The sequence below is a fragment of the Rhodococcus daqingensis genome (genome assembly GCF_042665615.1).
GTDB lineage: Bacteria > Actinomycetota > Actinomycetes > Mycobacteriales > Mycobacteriaceae > Rhodococcus_G > Rhodococcus_G daqingensis.
Window position 1 is genome coordinate 1 of the sequence record NZ_JBHTCS010000013.1, and the last position, 22,007, is coordinate 22,007.

Annotated in this window: 10 protein-coding genes; 4 read left to right on the top strand and 6 right to left on the bottom strand. The window is 68.9% G+C overall.

Annotated features, from left to right (window positions below; translation table 11 throughout):
• The coding region (locus ACFQS9_RS11455; protein WP_378404645.1) for an amino acid adenylation domain-containing protein at positions 1–12,637 on the bottom strand (12,637 nt) is incomplete at its 3' end.
• Positions 12,638–12,862: 225 nt separating this feature from the next.
• Here ACFQS9_RS11455 and ychF point away from each other — a divergent pair.
• On the top strand, positions 12,863–13,942 hold the full coding sequence (gene ychF, locus ACFQS9_RS11460) for a redox-regulated ATPase YchF (RefSeq protein WP_378404648.1): 1,080 nt from the start codon (positions 12,863–12,865) through the stop codon (positions 13,940–13,942).
• A 211-nt stretch (positions 13,943–14,153) separates the two neighbouring features.
• Positions 14,154–15,089 carry a glycoside hydrolase family protein gene (locus tag ACFQS9_RS11465; protein ID WP_378404913.1) on the top strand — a complete coding sequence of 312 codons (936 nt, stop codon included), beginning with the start codon at positions 14,154–14,156 and terminating at the stop codon, positions 15,087–15,089.
• Positions 15,090–15,119: 30 nt separating this feature from the next.
• Here ACFQS9_RS11465 and ACFQS9_RS11470 read toward each other — a convergent pair whose 3' ends face one another.
• The 3 genes from ACFQS9_RS11470 to ACFQS9_RS11480 form a co-directional block, all read right to left on the bottom strand.
• The gene (locus tag ACFQS9_RS11470) at positions 15,120–16,415 is read right to left on the bottom strand and encodes an HNH endonuclease (RefSeq protein WP_378404650.1); all 1,296 of its coding nucleotides are present in this window, start codon (positions 16,413–16,415) and stop codon (positions 15,120–15,122) included.
• 64 nt (positions 16,416–16,479) lie between these two features.
• A complete protein-coding gene (locus tag ACFQS9_RS11475; RefSeq protein ID WP_378404652.1) occupies positions 16,480–17,457 on the bottom strand; it encodes a pseudouridine synthase in 978 nt (325 codons plus the stop codon).
• A gap of 30 nt (positions 17,458–17,487) precedes the next feature.
• On the bottom strand, positions 17,488–18,117 hold the full coding sequence (locus ACFQS9_RS11480; protein WP_378404654.1) for a TetR/AcrR family transcriptional regulator: 630 nt from the start codon (positions 18,115–18,117) through the stop codon (positions 17,488–17,490).
• Positions 18,118–18,272: 155 nt separating this feature from the next.
• Here ACFQS9_RS11480 and ACFQS9_RS11485 point away from each other — a divergent pair, with 155 nt between their 5' ends.
• A complete protein-coding gene (locus tag ACFQS9_RS11485; RefSeq protein ID WP_378404656.1) occupies positions 18,273–19,094 on the top strand; it encodes a thioesterase family protein in 822 nt (273 codons plus the stop codon).
• Between the two features lie 45 nt (positions 19,095–19,139).
• On the opposite strand, the gene ACFQS9_RS11490 is transcribed toward ACFQS9_RS11485, so the two are convergent.
• Positions 19,140–19,280: a hypothetical protein gene (locus ACFQS9_RS11490; protein ID WP_378404657.1), complete on the bottom strand. Its 141-nt coding sequence runs from the start codon at positions 19,278–19,280 to the stop codon at positions 19,140–19,142.
• Between the two features lie 557 nt (positions 19,281–19,837).
• Between ACFQS9_RS11490 and ACFQS9_RS11495 the strand changes: the two genes are divergently transcribed.
• Positions 19,838–21,520, top strand: coding sequence for an alkaline phosphatase D family protein (locus ACFQS9_RS11495; RefSeq protein WP_378404659.1), 1,683 nt, complete (start codon positions 19,838–19,840; stop codon positions 21,518–21,520).
• Positions 21,521–21,547: 27 nt separating this feature from the next.
• Here ACFQS9_RS11495 and ACFQS9_RS11500 read toward each other — a convergent pair whose 3' ends face one another.
• Positions 21,548–21,964, bottom strand: a complete 417-nt coding sequence (locus tag ACFQS9_RS11500; protein ID WP_378404661.1) for a hypothetical protein — start codon at positions 21,962–21,964, stop codon at positions 21,548–21,550.
• Positions 21,965–22,007: the final 43 nt, after the last annotated feature.

Sequence of the window (22,007 nt, forward strand, 5' to 3'; positions counted from 1 at the left end):
CGATCATGGTTTCGATGCCGGGGATGTGGGGTGGGCGTCCGGAGACGGTGGTGCCGAAGACGACGTCGGTGCGGGAGGTCATGGTGCCCAGGACGATTGCCCATGCGGTCTGGACGATGGTGTTCAACGTCAGGTTGTGGTCACGGGCCACCGCGCGTAGCGCATCGGTCTGGTCGGTGCCCAGCGAGGTGACCCACTCCGCCGGTGGCCCGGAGGATGTCCGTGTGCGATCGATGCCCGGGAGCATCGTTGGTGCGTCGATGCCGGCCAGCGCCCGTGACCAGGCAGTCACGGAGGTCGCATTGTCCTGTCCCGCAAGCCATGTCAGGTAGTCGCGGTAGGGGGTGACGCGGCGGAGTGCGGTGGTGTCGCCGTCTCGGGTGTAGAGGGTGAGGAGTTCGCTCAGGAGCAGGGGCGTGGACCAGCCGTCGAGGAGGAGGTGGTGGTTGGTGATGACGAGGCGGTGTTCGTCGGTGCCGGTCTTGATCAGGTGCAGCCGTAGTAGTGGTGGGTGGCTGGGGTCGAATCCGGTGGCGCGGTCGGTGTCGGTGATGGTGTGGAAGGTGTTCTCGCGCAGGGCCGGATCGAGGTGTGTCAGGTCGGTTTCGGTCCAGGGGAGTTCGGTGTGGTCGGTGATGATCTGGACGGGTTGGCCGTCTGGGGTGTGGGTGAAGGCTGCGCGGAGGTTGGGGTGGCGGTCGAGGAGTGTTTGTCCGGCGTGGTGGATTCGGGTGGGGTCGATGGTGTCGGTGAGGGTGAGGACGAGTTGGACGGTGTAGGCGTCGGTCGCTTCTTTGGAGAGTTCGGAGTGGTAGAGCAGTCCGGCTTGCAGGGGTGAGAGGGACCAGATGTCGGTGAGGGTGGGGTAGCGGTGTTCGAGGTTCTCGATGGTGGGTTGGTCGAGGTGGACGAGGTCGAAGTCTGAGGGGGTGTGTCCGCCGGTGTGGGATTGGTCGGCGAGTGTGGTCAGTGCGGTGGTCCAGAGTTCGGCGATGTCGGTGACGTCGGCGGCGGTGAGGACACCGGTCGCGAACGACCATGTCGCCCTCAATTGTTGATCGTTCGGTGAGCCGACCGTCGCTGCGTTGATGCTCAGGGCAGCGGACGCGGGCATGTCGGAATTCTGTGTGCCGGTCAGTGCGGCCTCCTCGACGGGCATCCACATGGCGGGGTGCCTGTGGTCGGCCGTCGCGGTGATGCGGCCGAGGTAGTTGAAGGTGATTTGGGGTGTGGGGAGGTGTTGGAGTTGGTGGGTGGTGTGGGGGTTGAGGTAGCGGAGTTGGCCGTAGCCGATGCCGTGGTCGGGGATGGTGTGGAGTTGTTCTTTGATGGTTTTGAGGGCGGTGGTGGCGGCGGGTCCGTTGGTGTGGGCGTTGTGGAGGTCGATGCCGGTGAGGTCGAGTCGGGTGGGGGTGATGGTGGTGAACCAGCCGATGGTGCGGGTGAGGTCGGCTCCGGGGAGGGCGTTTTCTTCGCGGCCGTGGTTTTCGAGGTTGATGAGGGTGTGGGGTGTGAGGTGTCCGTGGTGGTGTCGCCATTGGGTGATGGCGAGGGCGAGTGCGGTCAGGAGTGCGGTGTCGACGGTGGTGTGGAAGGCGTTGGGCAGGGTTGTCAGGAGTGTGGTGGTGGTGTCGGTGGGGAGGGTGGTGGTGATGGTGTCGGTGGTGGCGTGGGTGTCGAGTTGGGGGTCGAGGGGGCGGGGTCCGAGTGGGGGGTCTGGGGTGGTGAGGATGTGACGCCAGAGGTCTAGTTCGTGGGTGCGGGTGGTGGCGGTGTCGGTGAGGGCGTGTGCCCAGCGGCGCATGGAGGTGCCGGTGGGGGGTAGGTGTGGGGTGTGGCCGGCGTGGATGTGGGTGTGTGCGGTGGCGAGGTCGGAGATGAGGATTCGCCAGGAGACGCCGTCGATGATGAGGTGGTGGGCCACGATCAGGAGGCGGCCGGTGGTGCCGGTGTCGAACCAGACGAGTTGGATCATGGTGCCGGTGGTGGGGTCGAGTCGGTCGGCGGCGGATTCCATTTCGGTGGTGGCGAGGGTGGTGAATGCCGGTCCGGTGGTGGTGTCGACGGGGATTCGGTGCAGGATCGTGGTCGCGTCGATGGTTCCGGGGGGTTGTACTTGCATGCCGGCTTCGGTGTCGGGGGTGGTGGGGAGCAGTGTGGCGCGGAGCATGTCGTGGTGGTCGAGCACAGCCTGCACGGTGCGTTCGAGATCGGGACGGGTGATCCCGGTGGGCAGGGTCAGGAGAACGGCCTGGGACAGGCGCCCGAAGGGGGAACCGTGCTCGAGGATCCAGCGCACGATCGGGGTCAGCGGGATCTCGCCGATTCCGTAGTCGGGAGGCTCGGACAGTTCGGGCAGTTGATTGCGCGCGGACGATTCCGCCATTGCGGCGAGGCGTGCGATCGTCCTGTGCTCGAACACATCCCGCGGTGTCAGGTGCACCCCCGCCATGTTGGCGCGGGCCACCAGCTGGATGGACATGATGCTGTCGCCGCCGAGCGCGAAGAACGAGTCGTCGACGCCCACCGCGTCCAGACCCAGCACCTCGGCGAACACGCCGGCGAGGGTGGCCTCCACCTGCGTCGCGGGTTCTCGGGCGGTGGCTGCCCCCGTGGGCATCTCGGGTGCGATCAGTGCAATCCGATCGACCATTCCGGTTGCGGTCCGGGGGAGTTCATCGAGAATCGTCAGTGTGGAGGGGACCAGGTACGAGGGGAGCGTCGTCCGGAGCGACTCCAGAATGTCAGCGGGGTCTGGGGATGAGCCTCCGGGTGCGTTTCCGGAGTCGGCGACGACATAGGCACACAGCCGTCCGCCGCGGGCCACGACGATCGCGTCGCTGATGCGGTCATGGCGCAACAGTGTCGATTCGATCTCGCCGGGCTCGACGCGGTGGCCGCGGATCTTGACCTGGAAATCGCTGCGGCCGAGGTGCTCGAGCGAGTGCCCGTCTCGGCCCGGGGTCTTCGTCCATCGGGCGATATCGCCGGTGCGGTACATCCGCTCGCCGCGGCGGTAGGGATTCGCGACGAACCTGGTCGAGGTGAGGGCGCTGCGGCCCAGATACCCGCGAGCGAGACCGGGTCCCGAGATGTACAGCTCGCCCGGAACGCCCTCCGGGACGGCGCGCAGGCGCGCATCGAGCAGGATCTCGGTGAATCCCATCGACGGACTGCCGATCGAGATCTGGTCGCCGGGGACAAGCGGCGCGCTGACGGAGGAGACGACCGTGGTCTCGGTCGGGCCGAAGCAGTTGAAGAATGCGCGCTCGGCACCCCATTGGCGGACCAATCCGGGTGGGCAGGTCTCGCCGCCGGTGGCAACGCAGACCAACTCCTCCAGACCCGACGGGTCGACCGAGGCCAACGCTGCGGGCGTGACGAAGGCGTGGGTCACGCGCTCGGCGGACAACAGTCGCGAGAGTTCGGCACCGCCGATGATGCCCGGCGGCGCGATCACCATCGTCGCCCCTGCGGACCAGGCCATGGCCATCTCCAGAATCGACGCGTCGAAACTCGGTGACGCGAAATGCAGGGTTCGCGAGGTGCCGGTCAGACCGAAGCGTCGGCGTACGTCGGCCATGAGGTTGGCCAGGCCGCGGTGGGTGACCAGCACTCCCTTCGGGAGACCGGTGGACCCGGATGTGTAGATCAGGTAGGCCGGGTGATCGGGGTGCAGGGGCCGCGGGCGGTCGGCATCGGTCAGTGGTGCGTCGGACAGCGTCGCCATGCGCGCGGCGACCACCGGGTCGTCCAGGCTCAACCAGGGAACACCGTTCGGCGAATGGCCGCGGTGAGCGTTCATCGTCAAGGTGACGCCGGCACCCGAGTCGGCGAGCATCCGTTCGATCCGGTCGAGTGGATACGTCGGGTCCACCGGCATGAACGCGGCGCCTGCTTTCGCCGTCGCCCACACCGACAGCACCGACTCGATCGACCGGGGCATCACGAGTGCGACCACCGACTCCGGGCCCACGCCGGCAGCGATGAGCAGGCGTGCCAGTCGATTCGAACGGGCGTCGACTTCGCCGTAGGAAACCTCACGGCCCCCACAGACGATGGCCGTCGCACCCGGTGCGGCGGCGGCCAGCAGATCCGGCAGCGGCATCGGCTCGGCGGAGGCAGCGCCGACCGCGGGTACGAACGCGGCGTGCTCGTCGGCGGAGACGAGGTCGATATCGCCGATCGCCCCCTCGGGGTCGGAGGTGACCGCCTCGATGATCCGCACGAAGCGATCGGCGAATCGCCGGGCGGTCGGCTGATCGAACAGGTCGGTGGCGAAGACGAACTCGGCCGAGAGACCCTGTGGCGTGCCCGCCTGGTCGACGTTCTCCGAGAGGGCCAGCTGCAGATCGAAATTAGCCGTGCGAGAGTCGATCCCCGTGATCGTGACGGACAGACCCGGCAACTCCAGGCGCGCGCGCTCTCGGTGCCGGAACTCGAGCATGACCTGGAACAGCGGTGAGTAGGCCATCGACCGGGAGGGATTGAGGACCTCCACCACCCTTTCGAACGGCACGTCGGCGTGAGCGAACGCCGACAGATCGGTCTCCCGCACCTGTTCGAGCAGGTCGCCGAAGGACGCCGACGGATCGACGCGGGTGCGCAGCACCAGCGTGTTGACGAACATCCCGACCAGTCCGTCGAGCGCGGCGTCGCCGCGACCGGCGATCGGCGTGCCGATCGAGATGTCCTCGGACTCGCCCAGCCGCGACAGCAGTATCGCCAGCGCGGCGTGGGCCACCATGAACACGGTCGAACCGTGCTCGTGCGCAATCTCCACCGCGCGGCGATGCGCGGCCGCATCGACCGCGAACTTGACCTGATCTCCGCGAGCCGACCGTTGGGGGGTTCGCGGCCGGTCCGTGGGCAGCGCAATGACCTCCGGAGCTCCGGAGAGCGTCTGTGCCCAGTACCGGATCTGGGTGGACATCAACGAGTTCGGGTTCGAGGAGGATCCGAGGACGGCACGCTGCCAGAGGGTGTAGTCGGCGTACTGCACGGGCAGCGGGGGCCAGTCCGGATCGCGACCGCCGGTGCGCGCCGCGTACGCGGCCGCCACGTCCCGGGCCAGCGGCCCGAGTGACGACCCGTCCGAGGCGATGTGATGGATCGCCACCGCGAGGACATGCTCGGTGGGGCTCAGCTGAAACAGGCTGGCACGCAGGGGAACCTGTGTCGACACGTCGAAGCCTGCCGAGGCGACCTGCAGGATCCGCGCCCGTAGATCGTCATCATTCGAGACCGGAATCGGGGCGCTCAGCACGCTCGCCCCGGCCGGCAGGACGACCTGAACCGGGCTGCCGTCGACGAGCGGGTAGATGGTGCGCAGCGTTTCGTGTCGGTCGACGACATCGGCGACGGAAGCGCACAGCGCGTCGGTGTCGAGCGCGCCCTCGATCCGAACGGCCATCGCGGTGTTGTAGGTCGGTGACGACGTGTCGTACTGGTTGATGAACCACATGCGTTGCTGCGCAAACGACACGGGTACGCGGTCCGGGCGACGGCGTGCACGGAGCCGGGGTCGTCCGGGCGTCGGACCGCTTTCGGCGATGGCGCGCGATAGTGTCTCCACCGTCGGCGCCTCGAACAGGCTGCGCACCCCGATCCCGGTGCCGAGCGCGGCGTTGATCCGCGCCACCACCTTCGTCGCGATCAGGGAGGTGCCGCCGAGTTCGAAGAAGTTGTCGTCGAGACCGATTCGCCCCGTGGCGAACCCTTCCCTGCCGAGCACCTGTGCGAACACCTCGGCCACGGACTCCTCGAGCGGGGTCCGCGGCGCCCTGAACTCCGCGGCGTGGGCGACGAATTCCGGCACGGGCAGCCTCGCGCGGTCCACTCGGCCGTCCTGGTTTCGGGGAAGGTCGTCGAGGACGACGACCGCGGCAGGCACCAGGTGCGCAGGCAGGAGCGTCCGCGCGAACTCGATGACCGCGGCGGGCTCGAGGGCGCGGCCCGGTGCCAGAGCCACGTACGACACGAGCGTGATGACGCCGGACAGTTCGGTGTGGTCGAGGGTGGCCGCGGCCGCGACCGCGGGGAGCCCGGTGAGCGCAGCGTCGATCTGACGGAGATCGATGCGGTAGCCGCGGAGTCGGGGCGCGAAGTCGCAGCGCGCCAGGATCTCGATGCCCCCATCCGGGGTCCATCGCGCCAGGTCGCCGGTGCGGAACATGTGTTCGCCCGGGGCACCGAACGGGCTCGCCACGAAACGGGCTGCGGTAGCCCCGCTTCGACGGTGATAGCCGCGAGCGAGTTGGGCGCCGCCGACATACATTTCGCCCTCGACGCCCGGCGGGACGAGGCGCAGTCGGCGGTCGAGGATGGCGATCCTGCGACCGGGCGCGGGAAGCAGGGCTGTCCGGGACGCGGGGTCGACGCCCGAGTGCGCGATGGTCCCGACGGTCTCGACGCTGCCGTACCCGACGACCAGTTCCCGTGCCGACCGGGCCCAGCGCGCGGCCAGTTCGGTGTCGAGCGCTTCGCCGCTGAGGAGGACCAACCGCAACGCAGGTCCGCCCGGGTTGTCCTGCGACTCGGGACCGCCGGCCAGGACGCCGAACGCGGTCGGGGTCTGGCTCAGCACGGTCACCCGTTCACGACGGAGCAGGGCGCGCAGCCGTGCGGGCGATCGTGCGGTGTCGTAGTCGACGATCACCAGCCGTCCGCCGTGCAGGAGCGCACCCCAGAGTTCCCACACCGAGCGGTCGGACGAATGGGAATGGGTCATGGCCCAGGTGTCCGAGCTGTCGAACCCGAACCGCGACCGGGTGTCCGCGAAGGCCGCGAGCACGCCTCGGTGGGTGATGGACACCGGCTTCGGTCGGGCGGTCGAGCCGGCCGTGTAGACCAGGTAGGCGACGGCGTCGGGGAGCGTGGCCGCCTCGGCGACGGGCAGGCCGGACAGGCCCGCGAGTTCGGCGACGGTGTCCGGGGCGTCGAGCAGCAGCGTCTGTCGGCCGGTCAGGGGGAGGTCCGCGGCCACGGCCCGGGTGGAGATCACGGATCCCGGCTCCGCGTCGGCGAGCACGCTCGCGATCCGATCGCCCGGCCATGTCACGTCCACCGGTACCGCGCACCCCTTCGCCGTCGCGACCGCGATCAGCACCGCGACGTAGTCGATCGACCGCGGGAGTGCCACCGCCACCACGGTTTCCGGTCCGATGCCGCGGCTGGTCAGCAGGCGGGCCAGCCGGTTCACCCGAGACGCCAGGTCCCCGTAGGTCAGGGTGTGATGTGCGTCTGACACGGCAGGCGCCTCGGGTGACCGCGCCGCCATGGCCGCGAATCGCTCGGCGAGGGTCCCCGCCGCCATCTCGGTGCCGGGGCTGTCCCAGCGGGCGAGCAGGGCACTTCGTTCGGCTTCGTCGAGGATCTCGATGTCTCCGATCGACACCTCGGGATCGGCGGTGACCGTCTCGAGGACGCGGACGAACCGGTCGGCGAGGGCGCGCATGGTGGATCGGTCGTACAGGTCGGTGGCGAATCGGAGGCCTGCCCGGATGCCCGCGGGAGCACCGCTGCCGTCGAACTGTTCCGCCAGGGAGACCTGCAGTTCGAACTTTGCTGTCGCCTGGTCGTGGGCGATGGGTGTGATGTCGAGGTCGGGGAGTTCGAGGCCGTGACGCTCGAGGCCCACCGGTGTGGCGTCACCGGGCAGGATGTTCTGGAACTCGAGGAGTACCTGGAAGAGCGGGGTGTGCGCCGTCGAGCGCTGCGGGTCGAGCACCTCGACGAGCCGCTCGAACGGGAGGTCGGCGTGGCCGAAGGCGGCCAGGTCCGTGTCCCGGGTTCGGCCCAGCGTCTCGGCGAAGCTGATGGCGGGATCGAGGCGGGTGCGCAGAACCAGGGTGTTGACGAACATGCCGACCAGGTGGTCCAGCGCCTGCTCGCCGCGGCCCGCCACCGGGGTGCCGATGCTGATGTCGCCGGACCCGCTCAGCCGTGCCAGGAGCGAGGCGAGGGCCGCATGGACCGTCATGAACAGCGTTGACGTGTGCCGGCGGGAGAGGGCGCGTAGCGCGGCGTGGAGCTCGGGGTCGATGCGGAACTCCAGGGTGGCGCCGCGCAGCGATTGTCGTTCCGGCCGAGGACGATCGGTCGGCAGCGCCAGCGATTCCGGGAGCCCGGCGAGGGTTGCGGTCCAATAGTCGAGTTGGCGTGAGGCGACGCTGTCCGGATCGGTTTCGCTGCCCAGCAGTTCCCGCTGCCACAACGTGTAGTCGACGTACTGCACCTCCAGCGGCGCCCAACTCGGTGGGTGTCCCGCCGTGCGCGCGGCGTACGCGACGCTCACGTCGGCCGCCAGGGGCCCAGCGGACGCGCCGTCGGCCGCGATGTGGTGGACCACCAGCGCCAGCACGTGGTCGGTTTCGCTGAGCCGGAAAAGGCCGCCGCGCAGGGGCGGCGCGGCGGACACGTCGAAGCCGGAGGAGCAGATCCGCTCGAGCTGGTCGGCCAGGTCCGCCGCGTCCACCGAGACCGGCGTCAGGTCCGGGACGGCCACTGCGGCGGCCACGATCACCTGGTGGGGACCGTCGTCCGAGGTGGGGTACACGGTGCGCAGCGATTCGTGCCTCTCGATGACGTCGGTGATCGCCGCCAGCAGCGCCGGCGTGTCGAGGTGCCCGCGCAGCCGCACGATGAGGGGGATGTTGTACGCGGGCGACCCGGTGTCGTATTGATTGATGAACCACATGCGTTGCTGCGCGGGGGACAGCGGAAGCTGCGCCGGCCGCGGTGCTCGCCCCAGGACGGGGCGGGCTCGCCCGTGGACCCCGCTCTGCTCGATGCGCGCCGCCAGCGCGGCCACCGTGGGTGACTCGAACAGCTCTTGCACCCCGACGTCGACGTCGAGCGCGGCGTTGAGCCGAGCCACCACCCGCGTCGCGGTGAGCGAGTTGCCGCCGAGGTCGAAATAGTTGTCGTCGACAGCGATGCTGTCGTTGCCGAGGACCGTCGCGAGGACGGTCGCGATGGTTCGCTCGGTGGGTGTGCACGGCAACCGGCCGCCGGACGGGCGTTCGAAATGCGGTTCGGGGAGGGCTCTTCGGTCGAGCTTGCCGCTGGTGGTCCGCGGAATCCTGTCCAGTTCCACGATCGCGGCCGGCAGCATGTGCCGGGGCAGGATGCCCGCGAGGTGCTGGTTCAGGTCGGCCATGTCGAGGCGGGCTCCTGTGGCGGGCAGAACATAGGACACCAGCGCCATGTCGCCGGATGGGTCGGGGCGACCGACGGTTGCGGCGAACCGGACCGAGGAGTGTCCGGAGAGTGCCGCGTCGATCTCGCCGAGCTCGATGCGGAAGCCCCTGACCTTCACCTGAAAGTCACTGCGCCCCAGATACTCGAGGGTGGGAACGGTGCCGCTCGCCCCGACTCGCCACCGTACGAGGTCGCCGGTCCGGTAGATCCGTTCGCCGGGAGCCCCATGGGGATCGGCGACGAACCGTGCCGCGGTCAGCGCGGCGCGGCGGTGGTACCCCCGGGCGAGGGCAGGTCCGGCGAGGTACAGCTCGCCCGGTATGCCCGGGGCTACCGGATGCAGCCGTTCGTCGAGGACCACCGCGGAGAAGCCGCGGGTGGGACCGCCGATCGTCACCGGACCGCCGGACGTCAGGGGCGCACTGAGGTTGGACATGATGGTGGCCTCGGTGGGGCCGTACGCGTTGACCACCCGGCGAGCGGGGGCCCACCGCGCAACCAGGTCCGGGGGACACGCCTCGCCGGCGATGGCCAGGGATCTCAGTGACCCGAGTCCTCGATCGTCCAGCGTCGCCAGGGTCGTCGGGGTGAGGATCGCGTGGGAGACGCTGGCCTGGATGAGGAGCCGCGACAGCTCGGAGCCGCCGAAGACGTTGGGCGGGATGACCACAACGCGCGCCCCGGCGCTGAGGGCCGTCAGCAACTCGAAGAGGGCGGCGTCGAAGCTCGGGGACGCGAAGTGCGCCACCCGTGCGTCCGGAGTCACCACCAGTGCTTCCCGTTGCTGGGTGGCGAGATCGGCGAGTCCGCGGTGGGTGACCACCACTCCCTTGGGCATGCCCGTCGAACCGGACGTGTAGATCAGGTAGGCCGGGTGATCGAGGAGCAGAGGTGATCGCCGGTCGGAATCCGTCAGAACTGAGCGGGAACAGGATCGGATCCGGTCCTCGACGGCCGCGGCGCCCAGCTCGATCCAGGGCACCGAATCCGGAAGCCGGGCGCGGTGGGCGTCGGTGGTCAGGCCCAGCACTGCCCCGGAATCCGTGAGCAGGTGCGCGATTCGGTCCGCCGGATAGGTCGGATCCACCGGCACGAACCCGGCGCCGGACTTCGCGACCGCCCACACGCTGAGTACGAACTCGATCGAGCGGGGCAGGGCAAGTGCGACAAAGGTTTCCGCTCGCGCGCCTCGATCGATCAGCATTCGGGCGAGTTGATTGGATCTCAGATCGAGCTCGCGGTAGGTGATGTCGCGTCCGAGTTCCGAGAGCGCGACGGCGCCCGGGGCCAGGCTCGCGGCGTCGGCCAGGAGATCCGGGAACGATCGCGCGGTGATGCCGGGGTCGCCGCGCGCCGGAACCAGACCGGCGAGGTCTGTGGGCCCCAGGAAGTGGAGGTCGCCGACCGGCGTGCCCGGGTGGGCCGTGGCGGCGTCGAGGACGCGGACCAGGCGGTCCGCGAACCGCCGCACGGTCGTCGGCTCGAACAGCGCGGTGGCGAAGGTGACGGTGAGGTCGATTCCCGCGGGAATGCCCGCGCTGTCCCACCGCTCGGCGCAGGTCAGCCGCAGGTCGGGTTCGTACTCTCCATAGCGTCCGGCCGCTGCTGCGGAGGATCCGCCGTCGGCCGTGCACTCGAGGCCGACCTGGAACGGGGGCGGGTCGGCGGGCGATCGTGCGAGCGCGGCGAGGATGCGTTCGAACGGCACGTCGGCGTTCTCGGACGCGGCCAGGGTGGTGCCGCGTACCCGCGCGAGCAGGTCCGCGAACGTGCGCGTTCCGTCGACCTCGGTGCGCAGGACGATCGGCCGGTCGTGGGCGGGTGTCGCGAGCACGATGTCGCCGGTGCCGCTCAGGCGGGCCAGCAGCGCGGCGAGGGCCGCGTGGGCGACGGGAAACACCTCCCCGCCCAGTCGCCGAATGCGGCCGTGCAGTTCCGCCCCGATGTGGACCTCGATGCGGTCGTCGGGTGTGGGCCGAACAGTCGGTCGCGGGTGATCGGTCGCGAGCGCGGGTTGCTCGGGGAGCCCGGCGAGCGTCGTCGTCCAGTATTCGAGCTGTGCCACCTCGCGCCGGCGGTGCGCGCCCCTGGCCGCGGAGGCCGGGTGAAGCGCCGCCACCCGGGCGTCGGGATCGGCGGCGAGGAACTCCTCGAGAAGGGCGATGAACGCCCGATGGTGCGTGCGGATCTCGTCCGCTCGATAGCGGTTCGGATTGCCGCGGAACTCGAGGACCGTCCGCTCGGGGGTGCCGCTGCGATACACGTTGACGAGCAGGTCCTCGACCGGGCCGGAGGTCACCACGTGGAACTCGCCGACGAGATCGCCCAACACGATCCGGGGGCGGAACAGCATCACGTTGACCATCGGGGCGGACAGCCGACGGGCCGATCCCGGCGCGAGGGTTTCCCGGCGGATGTCCTCGAGGGTGAATCGCTGGTGCCGCAGCGCGCCCATCACTTCCAGCTTGGCCCGGTGTGTCGCCGTGTCGAGCGTGTCGTCGGGCAGAACGTCCAGTTGCAGCGGCGCGACGCTGACGAGCATGCCGCCGGATTGTTGCAGCGTGGCCGTCGTGCGCCCGGAGACCGGAAGGTTGATCAGCACCCGGTCCGTGCCGGTCATGCGCGACAGGTAGCAGGAGAAGGCCGCGATCACGAGGGCGGCCGCGGGTGCGCCGAAGATGTCCTCGGATTGCTGGAGTCGCTGGGCGGCGTCGGCCGAGAGCGTCGCGACCTCGAGCGTGCTGTGCGCAACCGCGGGCGCGACGACCGAGGACAGGGTCGTATCCCCGCCGTAGCTTTCGACGCGTTGTGTCCAGTAGGCGCGGTCGGACTCGAATCGGCTCGACGACCGGTACCGCTGATCGATCGAGAAGAGGGTCTGCAGATCCGCCGCCGGGTTCGGCTCCGGCTCGCGCCGCTCCGAGGCCGCCGTGTACAGCGCGGCAATCCGGTTCACCAGGGTCATGCCCGCGTATCCATCCAGGGCAACGTGGTGAATTCTGCTGTACCACAGGTAGTCCCGCTCGCCGACCTGCAGAATCGACGACTCGACCACTCGGTCTCGGCTCGGGTCGAGCGGGGTGGCGTAGTCGCGGGCCATCCACGCGTGGGCGGCCGCGGTCGGATCGGGTGCACCGCGGAAGTCGACGTATCCGGCCGAGTTGTCGATGGTGGGGTCGAGGGCCTGGAACGGTTCGCCGTCCGCCTCGAAGAACCGCAGGTAGGGCGATTGAAACTCGCGCCCGGCCGTGATGGAGGCGGCGTTCAGCAGATCCAGGTCGAGGTCTCCGTGGATTTCCACGTATTGGGCGACGCAGATCGGCACCTCTGGAGCCAGCTTCTGGGCAAGCCACATTCCGCGCTGTGCCGACGAGAGCGGGAAGGCCTCGGCGGGGACATCGCGAGCGTTGCGGCCGGTCGACCTTGCAGAATCCACGCAGGATCCCTTTCAAGAACGACCCAGGGTCATCGGGGAGTCACCTCGTTCCATCGGCGAGGTGGTTCGGCGCGGCTCGGGTCCGGTGATTCAGTGTATTCGCGCAGATCAGTTCGCGTCCGCGTGCTGTCTTCGCTCTCTTCGTCGGTGGAACTCGTGCCTGTATATCGCCAGGTCGAGGGTCACCGTTACCCCAGGTCGGCCGGGCCGTAGACTCTGGAGACCGTGAGCCTTACCCTCGGAATCGTCGGACTGCCCAACGTCGGCAAGTCCACCCTCTTCAACGCGCTGACCAACAACGACGTGCTGGCCGCGAACTACCCGTTCGCGACCATCGAGCCCAACGTCGGCCTGGTCGAGCTGCCCGATCCTCGGCTGTCCAAGCTCGCCGAGATCTTCGGTTCCGAGCGGCTGCTGCCCGCGACCGTGTCCTTCGTCGACATCGCCGGCATCGTTAAGGGTGCCTCCGAGGGCGCGGGCCTGGGCAACAAGTTCCTGGCCAACATCCGCGAGGCCGACGCCATCTGCCAGGTCGTTCGCGTGTTCGCCGACGATGACGTGGTGCACGTGGACGGTCGCGTCGACCCCGCGTCGGACATCGAGGTGATCGAGACCGAGCTCGTCATCGCCGACATGCAGACGCTGGAGAAGGCCCTCCCGCGCCTGGAGAAGGAAGCGAAGAAGAACAAGGAGCTCAAGCCGCTGCACGAGGAGGCGCTCAAGGCTCAGGCGTTCCTCGACGAGGGCAAGACTCTGTTCAGCGTGAAGGACAAGCTCGACTTCGGGCTGCTGCGCGAGCTCAGCCTGCTCACCACCAAGCCCTTCCTCTACGTCTTCAACGCCGACGAGGCCGTGCTCACCGACGAGGCGAAGGTCGCCGAGCTGCGCGCCTCGGTCGCCCCGGCGGACTCGGTGTTCCTGGACGCGAAGGTCGAGCAGGAGCTGCTCGAGCTGGACGAGGAGGACCGCCAGGAGATGCTCGACTCGATCGGCCAGTCCGAGCCCGGCCTGCACGCCCTCGCCAGGACCGGCTTCCACACCCTCGGACTGCAGACCTACCTGACCGCGGGCCCCAAGGAATCGCGCGCCTGGACCATCCACAAGGGCGACACCGCCCCGCAGGCCGCCGGCGTCATCCACACCGACTTCGAGCGCGGCTTCATCAAGGCCGAGATCGTCTCCTTCGACGACCTGGTCGCTGCCGGGTCGATGAACGCCGCCAAGGCCGCCGGCAAGGTGCGCATGGAGGGCAAGGACTACGTGATGGCCGACGGTGACGTGGTGGAGTTCCGCTTCAACGTCTAGCGCCACGCCGCGAACGGGCGGTTTCCGGGACAAACGCCGAGTGCGGTCCCCGGAAACCGCCCGTTCGGCGTTAACGACCTGGTGGCGACACCACACCGCAGTCGGTAACGATCCGGTCCGCCTGCGGTCCAAGCTACGCGTGCTGCGCATGCTGGGCGTGGATACTGCACCGGTGACGCTCACCAAGCGAACCAGCTTTTCGGCCATATCGATGGTGATGCTCGTTGTCGCGGGGCTGCTGGTCGCGGCCTCGGGGAGCAGTGGCGCCGCACCGCCGTCAGACTGGCGATACACGATGGTGGCGTTCAGCAACGCCAGCGACCGCGACATGGATGTGTACGAGTCGCCGGACGGTTCGGGATTCCAACCCTTCCGGCTGTCGGCGTATCGGCCCCCGTCAGGGGTGGTGCGTGACCCGAGCATCTTCCGGGACACGGACGGGTTCTACTACGTCACCTACACGACAGTCGACGGGGCGAACATCGGCTTCGCGCGCAGCAGTGACCGGATCAACTGGACGTACCTGGCTTCCTGGCCGGTCCCGTTCTGCTGCGCCTTCCTGCCGGGCACCGGGGATGGCACCGGCTCGGCGAGCCCGCCGGGTTCCTCGGGGTCGGCCGGGTTCAGCGACGGCCCGTCGCTGTCGCCGTTCACCACGAAGGCCTGGGCGCCCGAATGGTTCGTGGACGGCGACCGCGTCCACGTCATCCTGTCGATGTCGACCGGTGGAGGATTCGTGCCGTATCTGATGACGGCGCTGGAGCCATCGCTCCGGTTGTGGAGCCTGCCCGTCCCGCTCGACGGGATCGGCGCGGACCACATCGACACCACCGTGGTCAAGGTCGGATCGACCTATCATGCGTTCACCAAGAACGAGACGAAGAAGGTCATCGAGCATGCGGTCGCGTCGTCGGTGACGGGCCCCTATTCGTTTGTCCCGCCCGGGAATTGGGGTTCGCTGGTGGAGGGTCCGGCCGTGGTCCAGTTGCCGAACGGTGCCTGGCGGATGTACCTGGACGCCTACACCGAAGGTAAGTATCTCTATTCCGACAGCACAGATGGGCTGAGCACCTGGTCGCCTGTGCAGGAGCTTCCAGGCCTTTCCGGGACGGTGCGCCATGTCGGCGTGATGCGAGAGCCGGCATGAGCTGACTCGGTCCGTGAGCATCGTCCTCCCTCACGCGACCGCGGGCCTCGGTGCCGGGGGAGCGAGGCTGTGGTGGATGTGTCCGGTGGGGGTGGTGATCCGGACGCGATGTCTGCCGCCCAGGGAGTCGAGCGTCGCTGTGTTCCATCCGGGGGCCTGTTTGGCGTAGTTGCATGCCTCGCACAGCCCCTGGCCGTTCGCGAACGTGGTCCGTCCGCCGTCGGCGGCGGGGTGGATGTGGTCGATGTGCCGCACGGGTGCATCGCACCAGGGGGTTCGGCAGATGGGGTCGCGGAGCCGGATCAACTCGGCCAGGGAGGCGGGGAACAGGCGGGTGTTCCGGTCCATGGCGATCACCGCGCCGGTGTCCGGGCGCGTGTACACCCGGCGAAGCTCGGCGACACCGGCCGTCGCGGCGGCGTGGACGAGTTCCCGTGCCACGTCTGCGGGGATCGGTCCGTAGCCGCGGACGTGTGCCGCCTCGTCGTCACCCCCGAACAGCGTGCGGTCGGACACCGTCAGGTGCACTCGAACAGGTGTGGCCGGCGCAGCGGTGTCGTCGGTCGATGCGGTGACGATGCGGGCGACGAGGGTGTCCGCCATGATCTGCCCCCGGGTCCGCTGGTCGCCGGTGGCGGTTGTCGACGCGGCCGCTGCGGCGAGGGCCGCGTGGCAGGCGACGCCCTCCGCCATGGGGAGCAGTGCCGTCACGTAGGCCATCGTGTCCGGGGCCGGCCGGATCGATACGCGCCGCTCGGCATGCGCCTTGGCTTTCCGTCGAACCCAGACCCGCTTGTCCGCCTCGTACGCCATCTGGCGTGCGCTGGCGACGGTGTCCTTGTCGCTCATCTTCTCGAGTCGTTCGGGATCGGCGGCGAGCTTCCGGTCGATCTCGGCTCGGTCTTCGATTGAGAGGCAGGCGGTTTCACGTGCGATCTGGGTGGCGCGCCACTCGGTGATCCATCCTCCGCGTAGCGCACCGAGGGTGTGTGGAAGCTCAGAAGTGAGTGCGGTTGCCAGGCCGAGATGAATGCCGCCGCGGTGCGGGGACTCGCGGCGGGCCAGCGCGATCTGCGAGGCGATGCCACGATCCCGACGTTCGCGCGCCGCTCCCGCATCGGTGGCCGCGCGGCGTAGTTGCTTCGCAAAATCGGAGGTGACCTGAGCCTGAAGGCCGGCCGCAGCGCAGGTGAGTCGTTCGAGAGCTCGGAGCAGATCGATGCGTTCTGGCTGCTCGTCCGGGCCGTCGGCGTCGGCGAGCCGGTGGATCCACCGCTCCACCGCGGCGGCCGTGACCGCCTCGCCTCCCGCCCGATGTTCGCTCATGTGTTCGATTGTATCGGGTGTCACCGACAAATTTGGTGGTTCCGGGGTCTCTCGTGGCGCCCGGTCAGCGTCCCGACATGGGCGCCTCGCTCAACGTCCGGCGGGTGACGAACCGGCGCGGCATCCCCGACAGCGGATCGGTGAATTCCAGTTCCCGCGCGAGCAATTGGAGTGGGAGGGAATGATCGTCCGGCGCCTCGGGCAGCAGGTCGGGATAGCGTCGGTCGCCGAGGATCCCGGCGCCGAGCGCTGCCAGATGCACGCGCAATTGGTGCATCCGTCCGGTGTGGGGACGCAGGACCGTGTGCAGCACCGCACGTCCGGAGGCGCTCACGCCGGTCCCGCGCACCTCGACCGCCGTCTCGGCGTTGGGCTCACGGACGTCGTCGACGACGACCCGCAACTCGCCGCGCCGAGACTCGATGTGGTTGCGGTAGACAAGGGGAACGGCCCGCCCGGCGAGCGCCGGCGAGTTCTGGTCCCACCCGGGCGGTCGCGCCGACACCGCCTCGTAGACCTTCACGACCCGTCGCTTCTCGAACAGCGACTGGTACGCGCCGCGCGTCGCGGGGCGGGCCGAAAACATCACCAGGCCCGCGGTCCCGCGATCGAGTCGATGGATCGGCGCCAGGTCCGGGTTGTCGAGGCGGACCCGCAATCGGACGAGCGCCGACTCGCGCAGGTAGCGCCCGCTCGGGGTGGTCGGGAGGAAGTGCGGCTTGTCGATCACGACGAGGTCGTCGTCGACGTGCAGGATCTCCTCGTGGAACGGCACCGGGTCCTCCACCGGCAGATCGCGGTAGTACCAGACGAACGGGTGCGCGCCCAGTGTCGTACCGCGACTGATCGGACTGCCGTCGGTGCCCACGATCTCGCCGGCGTCGAACCGCCGGTACAGGTCGCCGGAGTCCAGGTGGTCGAACCTCGTGACGATGTACTCGGCGATCGTCGGCCACGGACCGGACGTCGGGACGCGCAGCCGCGTCGGTCCGACCCCGTCCTTGGCTGGTAGCGGTGAGGGCATCGGCACGCGTGTCATCATCCCACCGGCTCTGGCCCTCGTCGTATCCGGTCAGGCGCGCACGAACAGGCGCAGCGCCTCCTCGACCACGGCATCACGGGTGCGGCCGTCGGGGTCGGTGTCCGGGCGCAGCCAGATCGAGGCGTGGTTGAGGATCCCGTGCAGGCAGTGCAGGGCCACCGACGGGTCGGGGCAGTCGAACTCGCCCGCATCGACGCCGAGATCGACGACGCGGCGGAAGAGCTGGTCGTGGCGACGGCGCATCGCCTTGATCAGCTCGCCGTGGGCCGGCGGCCACGGTGCGGGAAACGAGAACACCTTGCCGACCTCGGGGTAGCGCACGGTGAGGATGTGCAGCTGCTCGGCGATCAGGGTGCGCAGCTGGTCGGTCGCGGATCGGTCCGTCGCCCCGTCGAGCGCCTCGCCGAGGCTTGTCAGTACGTCGGAGGTGAGCTTCTCCAGTGCCTCGGCGACCAGTGCGTCCTTGCTCGGAAAATAGTGGTACAGAGTCGCTTTCGCGATATCGGTGCGCTCGGCCACGTCCTCGAAACGCATGCCCTGGTATCCGCTGCTGGAGAGGATCTCGAGCGCGGCGGAGATCATCTCCGCCTTACGGCGATCGCGACGGCGGGCGGCGCGTCCCGCAGGGGCGGCCGGTTCCCCGTCCACGGTCGAAGTCATCGGCAGATCATATCGGGCATCCGGGCCGGGAAGACCTGCCGCGACGTGGGCGGGATCGGCGATTCGACTCCTGGTAGATACAACCAAAGGGGCGATCAGTCGACTCAATAGGATAAAGTTCGACCCTAGGGTCGAGAAGGTGAAAGGTGCGTCCGATGACTGAGACGACAGGACACGGGGCCGGCTACTTCGAGCGGGTCGGAGCGCGCCGGTTCGCCCCGACGTCACATGCGGGCGGCGCGTGGGCTGCCGATGAGCAGCACTTCAGCCCGTTGGCCGGGTTGGTGGTCCACGAGATCGAGAGAACGCGAGCGAGCGAGGGACGTCCCGCGCTGCCGATGGGACGCATCGGATTCGACATCCTCGGTCGAATCGCGTTCGAGGAGTTCGACATTCACGTCGAGACCGTCCGGCCCGGCCGGACCATCGAACTGGTCCGGGCGACCGTCGTCATCGCTGGCCGTGCCGTGGTCAGTGCCCAGGCCTGGTTCCTCGCCGACCTCGACACCGCCGTCGTCGCCGGAGGGGAGCCCGATAGGCTGCCGGACCCCGAGTCCGCCTCGCGGTGGTCGATGGGCTCGGTGTGGCCCGGCGGCTACGTCGCCTCGCTCGACACCCGGCAGGTCGGCACGCCGAGCGCTGGGCGCGCCACGGCCTGGGCGTCGACGTCGGTGGATCTGGTGGTGGGCGAGCGGGCCGGCAACCTGGCCTCCTTCCTCGCCCTGGTCGATACCGCGAACGGCGTCGGAGTGCGACAGGACCCCACCGAGTGGATGTTCCCGAACCTGGACCTGACCATCCACCTGTACCGCCAGCCCGAGGGCGGGTGGACAGGGCTCGACACGACCGTCACATTCGGCTCGACGGGGCAGGGGCTGACGAGCACGATCCTGCACGACGTCCACGGTCCCGTCGGCTGCGCGCAGCAGATCCTCACCGTCCGTCCGCTGCCGGTAGCCGCGGTTCAGACGAGTTAGGGCGCCGGGCCTCGCACCGCCTGACGCGCTCTCGCACGTCCTCCGTCAGCTCAAGCCAGCCTCGGAGAGCCTGTTGTACAGTCCGACCATCCCGAACGCCACGACGGAGAGCGGCCCCATGATCGGATCTCCGGCCATCGCGCCATCTTCGAGCCACTTCACGATTTCGATCGAGCCCGAGCCCATGTCCTCACTCCTTCGTGTCACGCTGACTGGTATCCGGTGACGGTGTCGCCATCACGCGGGGTGAAGCTACCGGCAGCGGGCCCGGTTTCGAGGGCGAATGCCCGACATGGCACCCCTCTTCAGAAGTCTGGGTTGGAATCAGGGCGTGACCACACGACCTGACGCGCTCTCGCACGTCCGTCAGATCACGGCACCCTCGAAGAACACGCTGTACAGCCCGCCCACGACGAACGCCACGACGTAGAGCGGCCCCCTGATCGGATCCCCGGCACTCGCGCCCTCTTGAAGCCAATTCATGATCTCGATCGAACCCATGTTCCCCCACTTCTGATGTCGCGCTGACGGGTATCCGGCGACCCTGTCGCCATCACGCGGGCGAGGCTACCGGCAGCGGGCCCGGTTTCGAGAGTGAATCGCGGTGTCGGGCAGCCCCACGACCCGACCTTCCCTGGGTGGATCGAGGCGTCATTCGGTGAACGACGGAGAAACAATCGCGGAACGGGCCGTGGACGTCTAGTGTCATCTGGAATTTGTCCCTACCGCACCTGAGGTGGCTTGTGTCCTTTCCGCCCACCAATGTCTCCCGCCGCGCCTTCCTGGCCGGCCTGTCCGTACTCGGCGGCGCGAGCCTGCTGCCCGCCACCGCGAACGCCACCCCCGTCCTGCGCCAGGCTCCCGATGGCGGGGCGGGACTGATCCGCAACCCCGAGTTCGGCAACGGCGTGATGGCCGGGGTGCCGCGTACCGACGGCGCGACGTTGTGGACGCGCGTCGGTGCGGGGGGTGGCACCGGCAGCGCCGGGACCGGCAGTCTCGGGACCGGCAGCCTCGGGACCGGTAGTGCCGGGAGCAGCGCCGCGGGCGGCGAGTTGGCGTTGATCGTCTCGAACCGCGAGGACCTGTCCAGCCCGGTTCTCGCCGAACGGGTTCAGGTGCGTGAAGATGCCGACGGCACAGTGCATTTCGATGTGAACGGCCTGGCGCCGGGTGAGACCTACTACTACCAGTTCCGGGGTAACGGGGGCGAGTCGCCGGTCGGCCGGTTCCGGACGCTGCGGCCCGCCGATTCCAACGAGCCGGTCCGCATCGGTTGGTTCACCTGCCAGGGCTTCGAGGAGGGCTACTACGCGGCCCACCGGCATCTGGCCGCGGAGGACCTGGACTTCGTCGTGTGTCTCGGCGACTACGTGTACGAGTTCACCAAGCCGGGCGTCCGGGGCGTCGAGACCAACGCGTTCCCGCAGACCATCGACGCCATGCGGGACAAGTACCGCAGGTACCGCACCGACGCCGATCTGCGGCTGATGCACAGCCAGCACGCGTTCATCCCGATCTGGGACGACCACGAGTTCCGCAACAACTACAGCAAGGACGGCTGGTCGTTCCCGGTGGTCTCGGACATCGACGGCGCGATCGGGTTCCAGCAGAAGAAGCAGTGGGCGTGGCAGTCGTGGTTCGAGCACATGCCGGTTCCCCGTTTCGCCAACGACCCGACGCGCACCTACCGCTCGCTCCGCGTGGGCAAGACGGTGGAGCTGTTCGCGCCGGACACCAGGCAGTACCGCGACCGACAGGCCTGCGGCGATGCCGAACTCGCCGTCTGCGCCGAGGCCGATGCGGCGGGCCGGACCATGCTCGGAGCGACGCAGAAGCGGTGGCTCCTCGACGGGCTGACCGGATCGGATGCGCGATGGAAGGTGATCGCGAACGCCAACATGATGATGGGCATGGCGGTGGCGGACGACGGCGCCCGCGCCTACATGGACACCTGGGACGGCTATGGCGCCGAGAGAACCGAGATCCTGTCCACCGCGGCCCAATCGGTGGAGAACCTGGTCCTGGTGACCGGTGACGACCACGACGGATGGGCGGGCGAGCTGTGGGACACCGGATTCGCGCCGGGCACGTCGACCGGCGCCCAGGTGAACGCGCCCGGCACCCGGCGGGCCGGTGTCGAGTTCGTCGTCCCGTCGGTCACCTCCTCCAACACGGGGGACGGCGGCGCCACCGGCAGCAGTGACACGGGCGCGGCGCGGGCCGAAGAGGCGAGCAGGCGCGCCAAGAACCCGCACCTGCGGCACGCCGACATGGTCGACCACGGCTACGGAGTCCTCGAGGTCGACGCGGCCGAGGCGCGCTTCCAGTTCCGGTCGGTCGACAGGCTGAATCCGAATTCGGGCGTGCAGACGACGAAGGCGCTGCGCACCCCGGCCGGGCAGTCGGTGATCGACACCCTGTGACCTGCCTCGGGGCCTGGGCGGTGACCGTTACGGCACAAAGACGGTGGCGATTCCGGGGGTGATGATCCCGGCCACCGGATTGAGGACGACGGCGACCTGCCCGGTTCCGGTGTTCAACGTCGCCGCGGCCGGAATCCCGTTCAGGCCATCCGACAGGTGGGTGGAACCGGTCGCGCCGGTCGACAGGTTCATCCACTGCACCTGGGAGGAGAGCGGGCAGCCCCAGCGGCCGGGATTCCCGCCGGTGATCGTGACGACACCGGGTTGGTCGCCGACCACTGCCGCGCACCGAGGTGCGGGAGCGTCGAAGCTCCCGTTCGGATTCCCGTACGGGGCCGGATTGATCTGAAATGGAACTGTCGCCGCCGCCGCAACCCCCGCGGTCGACGACGCGAACGCCGCAACGAGCAGCCCGCACATGCCCAGCCTACGAACGAGATTCATCATCGATCCCCTCTGTGCTGAAACCCGACCCGAACAGAACCAG

Excerpts from the sequence above, each read along its gene's own strand:
- ACFQS9_RS11500 (WP_378404661.1), bottom strand. The coding sequence starts at position 21,964 with ATGAATCTCGTTCGTAGGCTGGGCATGTGCGGGCTGCTCGTTGCGGCG.
- ACFQS9_RS11475 (WP_378404652.1), bottom strand. The coding sequence starts at position 17,457 with ATGATGACACGCGTGCCGATGCCCTCACCGCTACCAGCCAAGGACGGG.
- ACFQS9_RS11490 (WP_378404657.1), bottom strand. The coding sequence starts at position 19,280 with ATGGGCTCGGGCTCGATCGAAATCGTGAAGTGGCTCGAAGATGGCGCG.
- ACFQS9_RS11470 (WP_378404650.1), bottom strand. The coding sequence starts at position 16,415 with ATGAGCGAACATCGGGCGGGAGGCGAGGCGGTCACGGCCGCCGCGGTG.
- ACFQS9_RS11465 (WP_378404913.1), top strand. The coding sequence starts at position 14,154 with ATGGTGATGCTCGTTGTCGCGGGGCTGCTGGTCGCGGCCTCGGGGAGC.
- ACFQS9_RS11485 (WP_378404656.1), top strand. The coding sequence starts at position 18,273 with ATGACTGAGACGACAGGACACGGGGCCGGCTACTTCGAGCGGGTCGGA.
- ACFQS9_RS11480 (WP_378404654.1), bottom strand. The coding sequence starts at position 18,117 with ATGACTTCGACCGTGGACGGGGAACCGGCCGCCCCTGCGGGACGCGCC.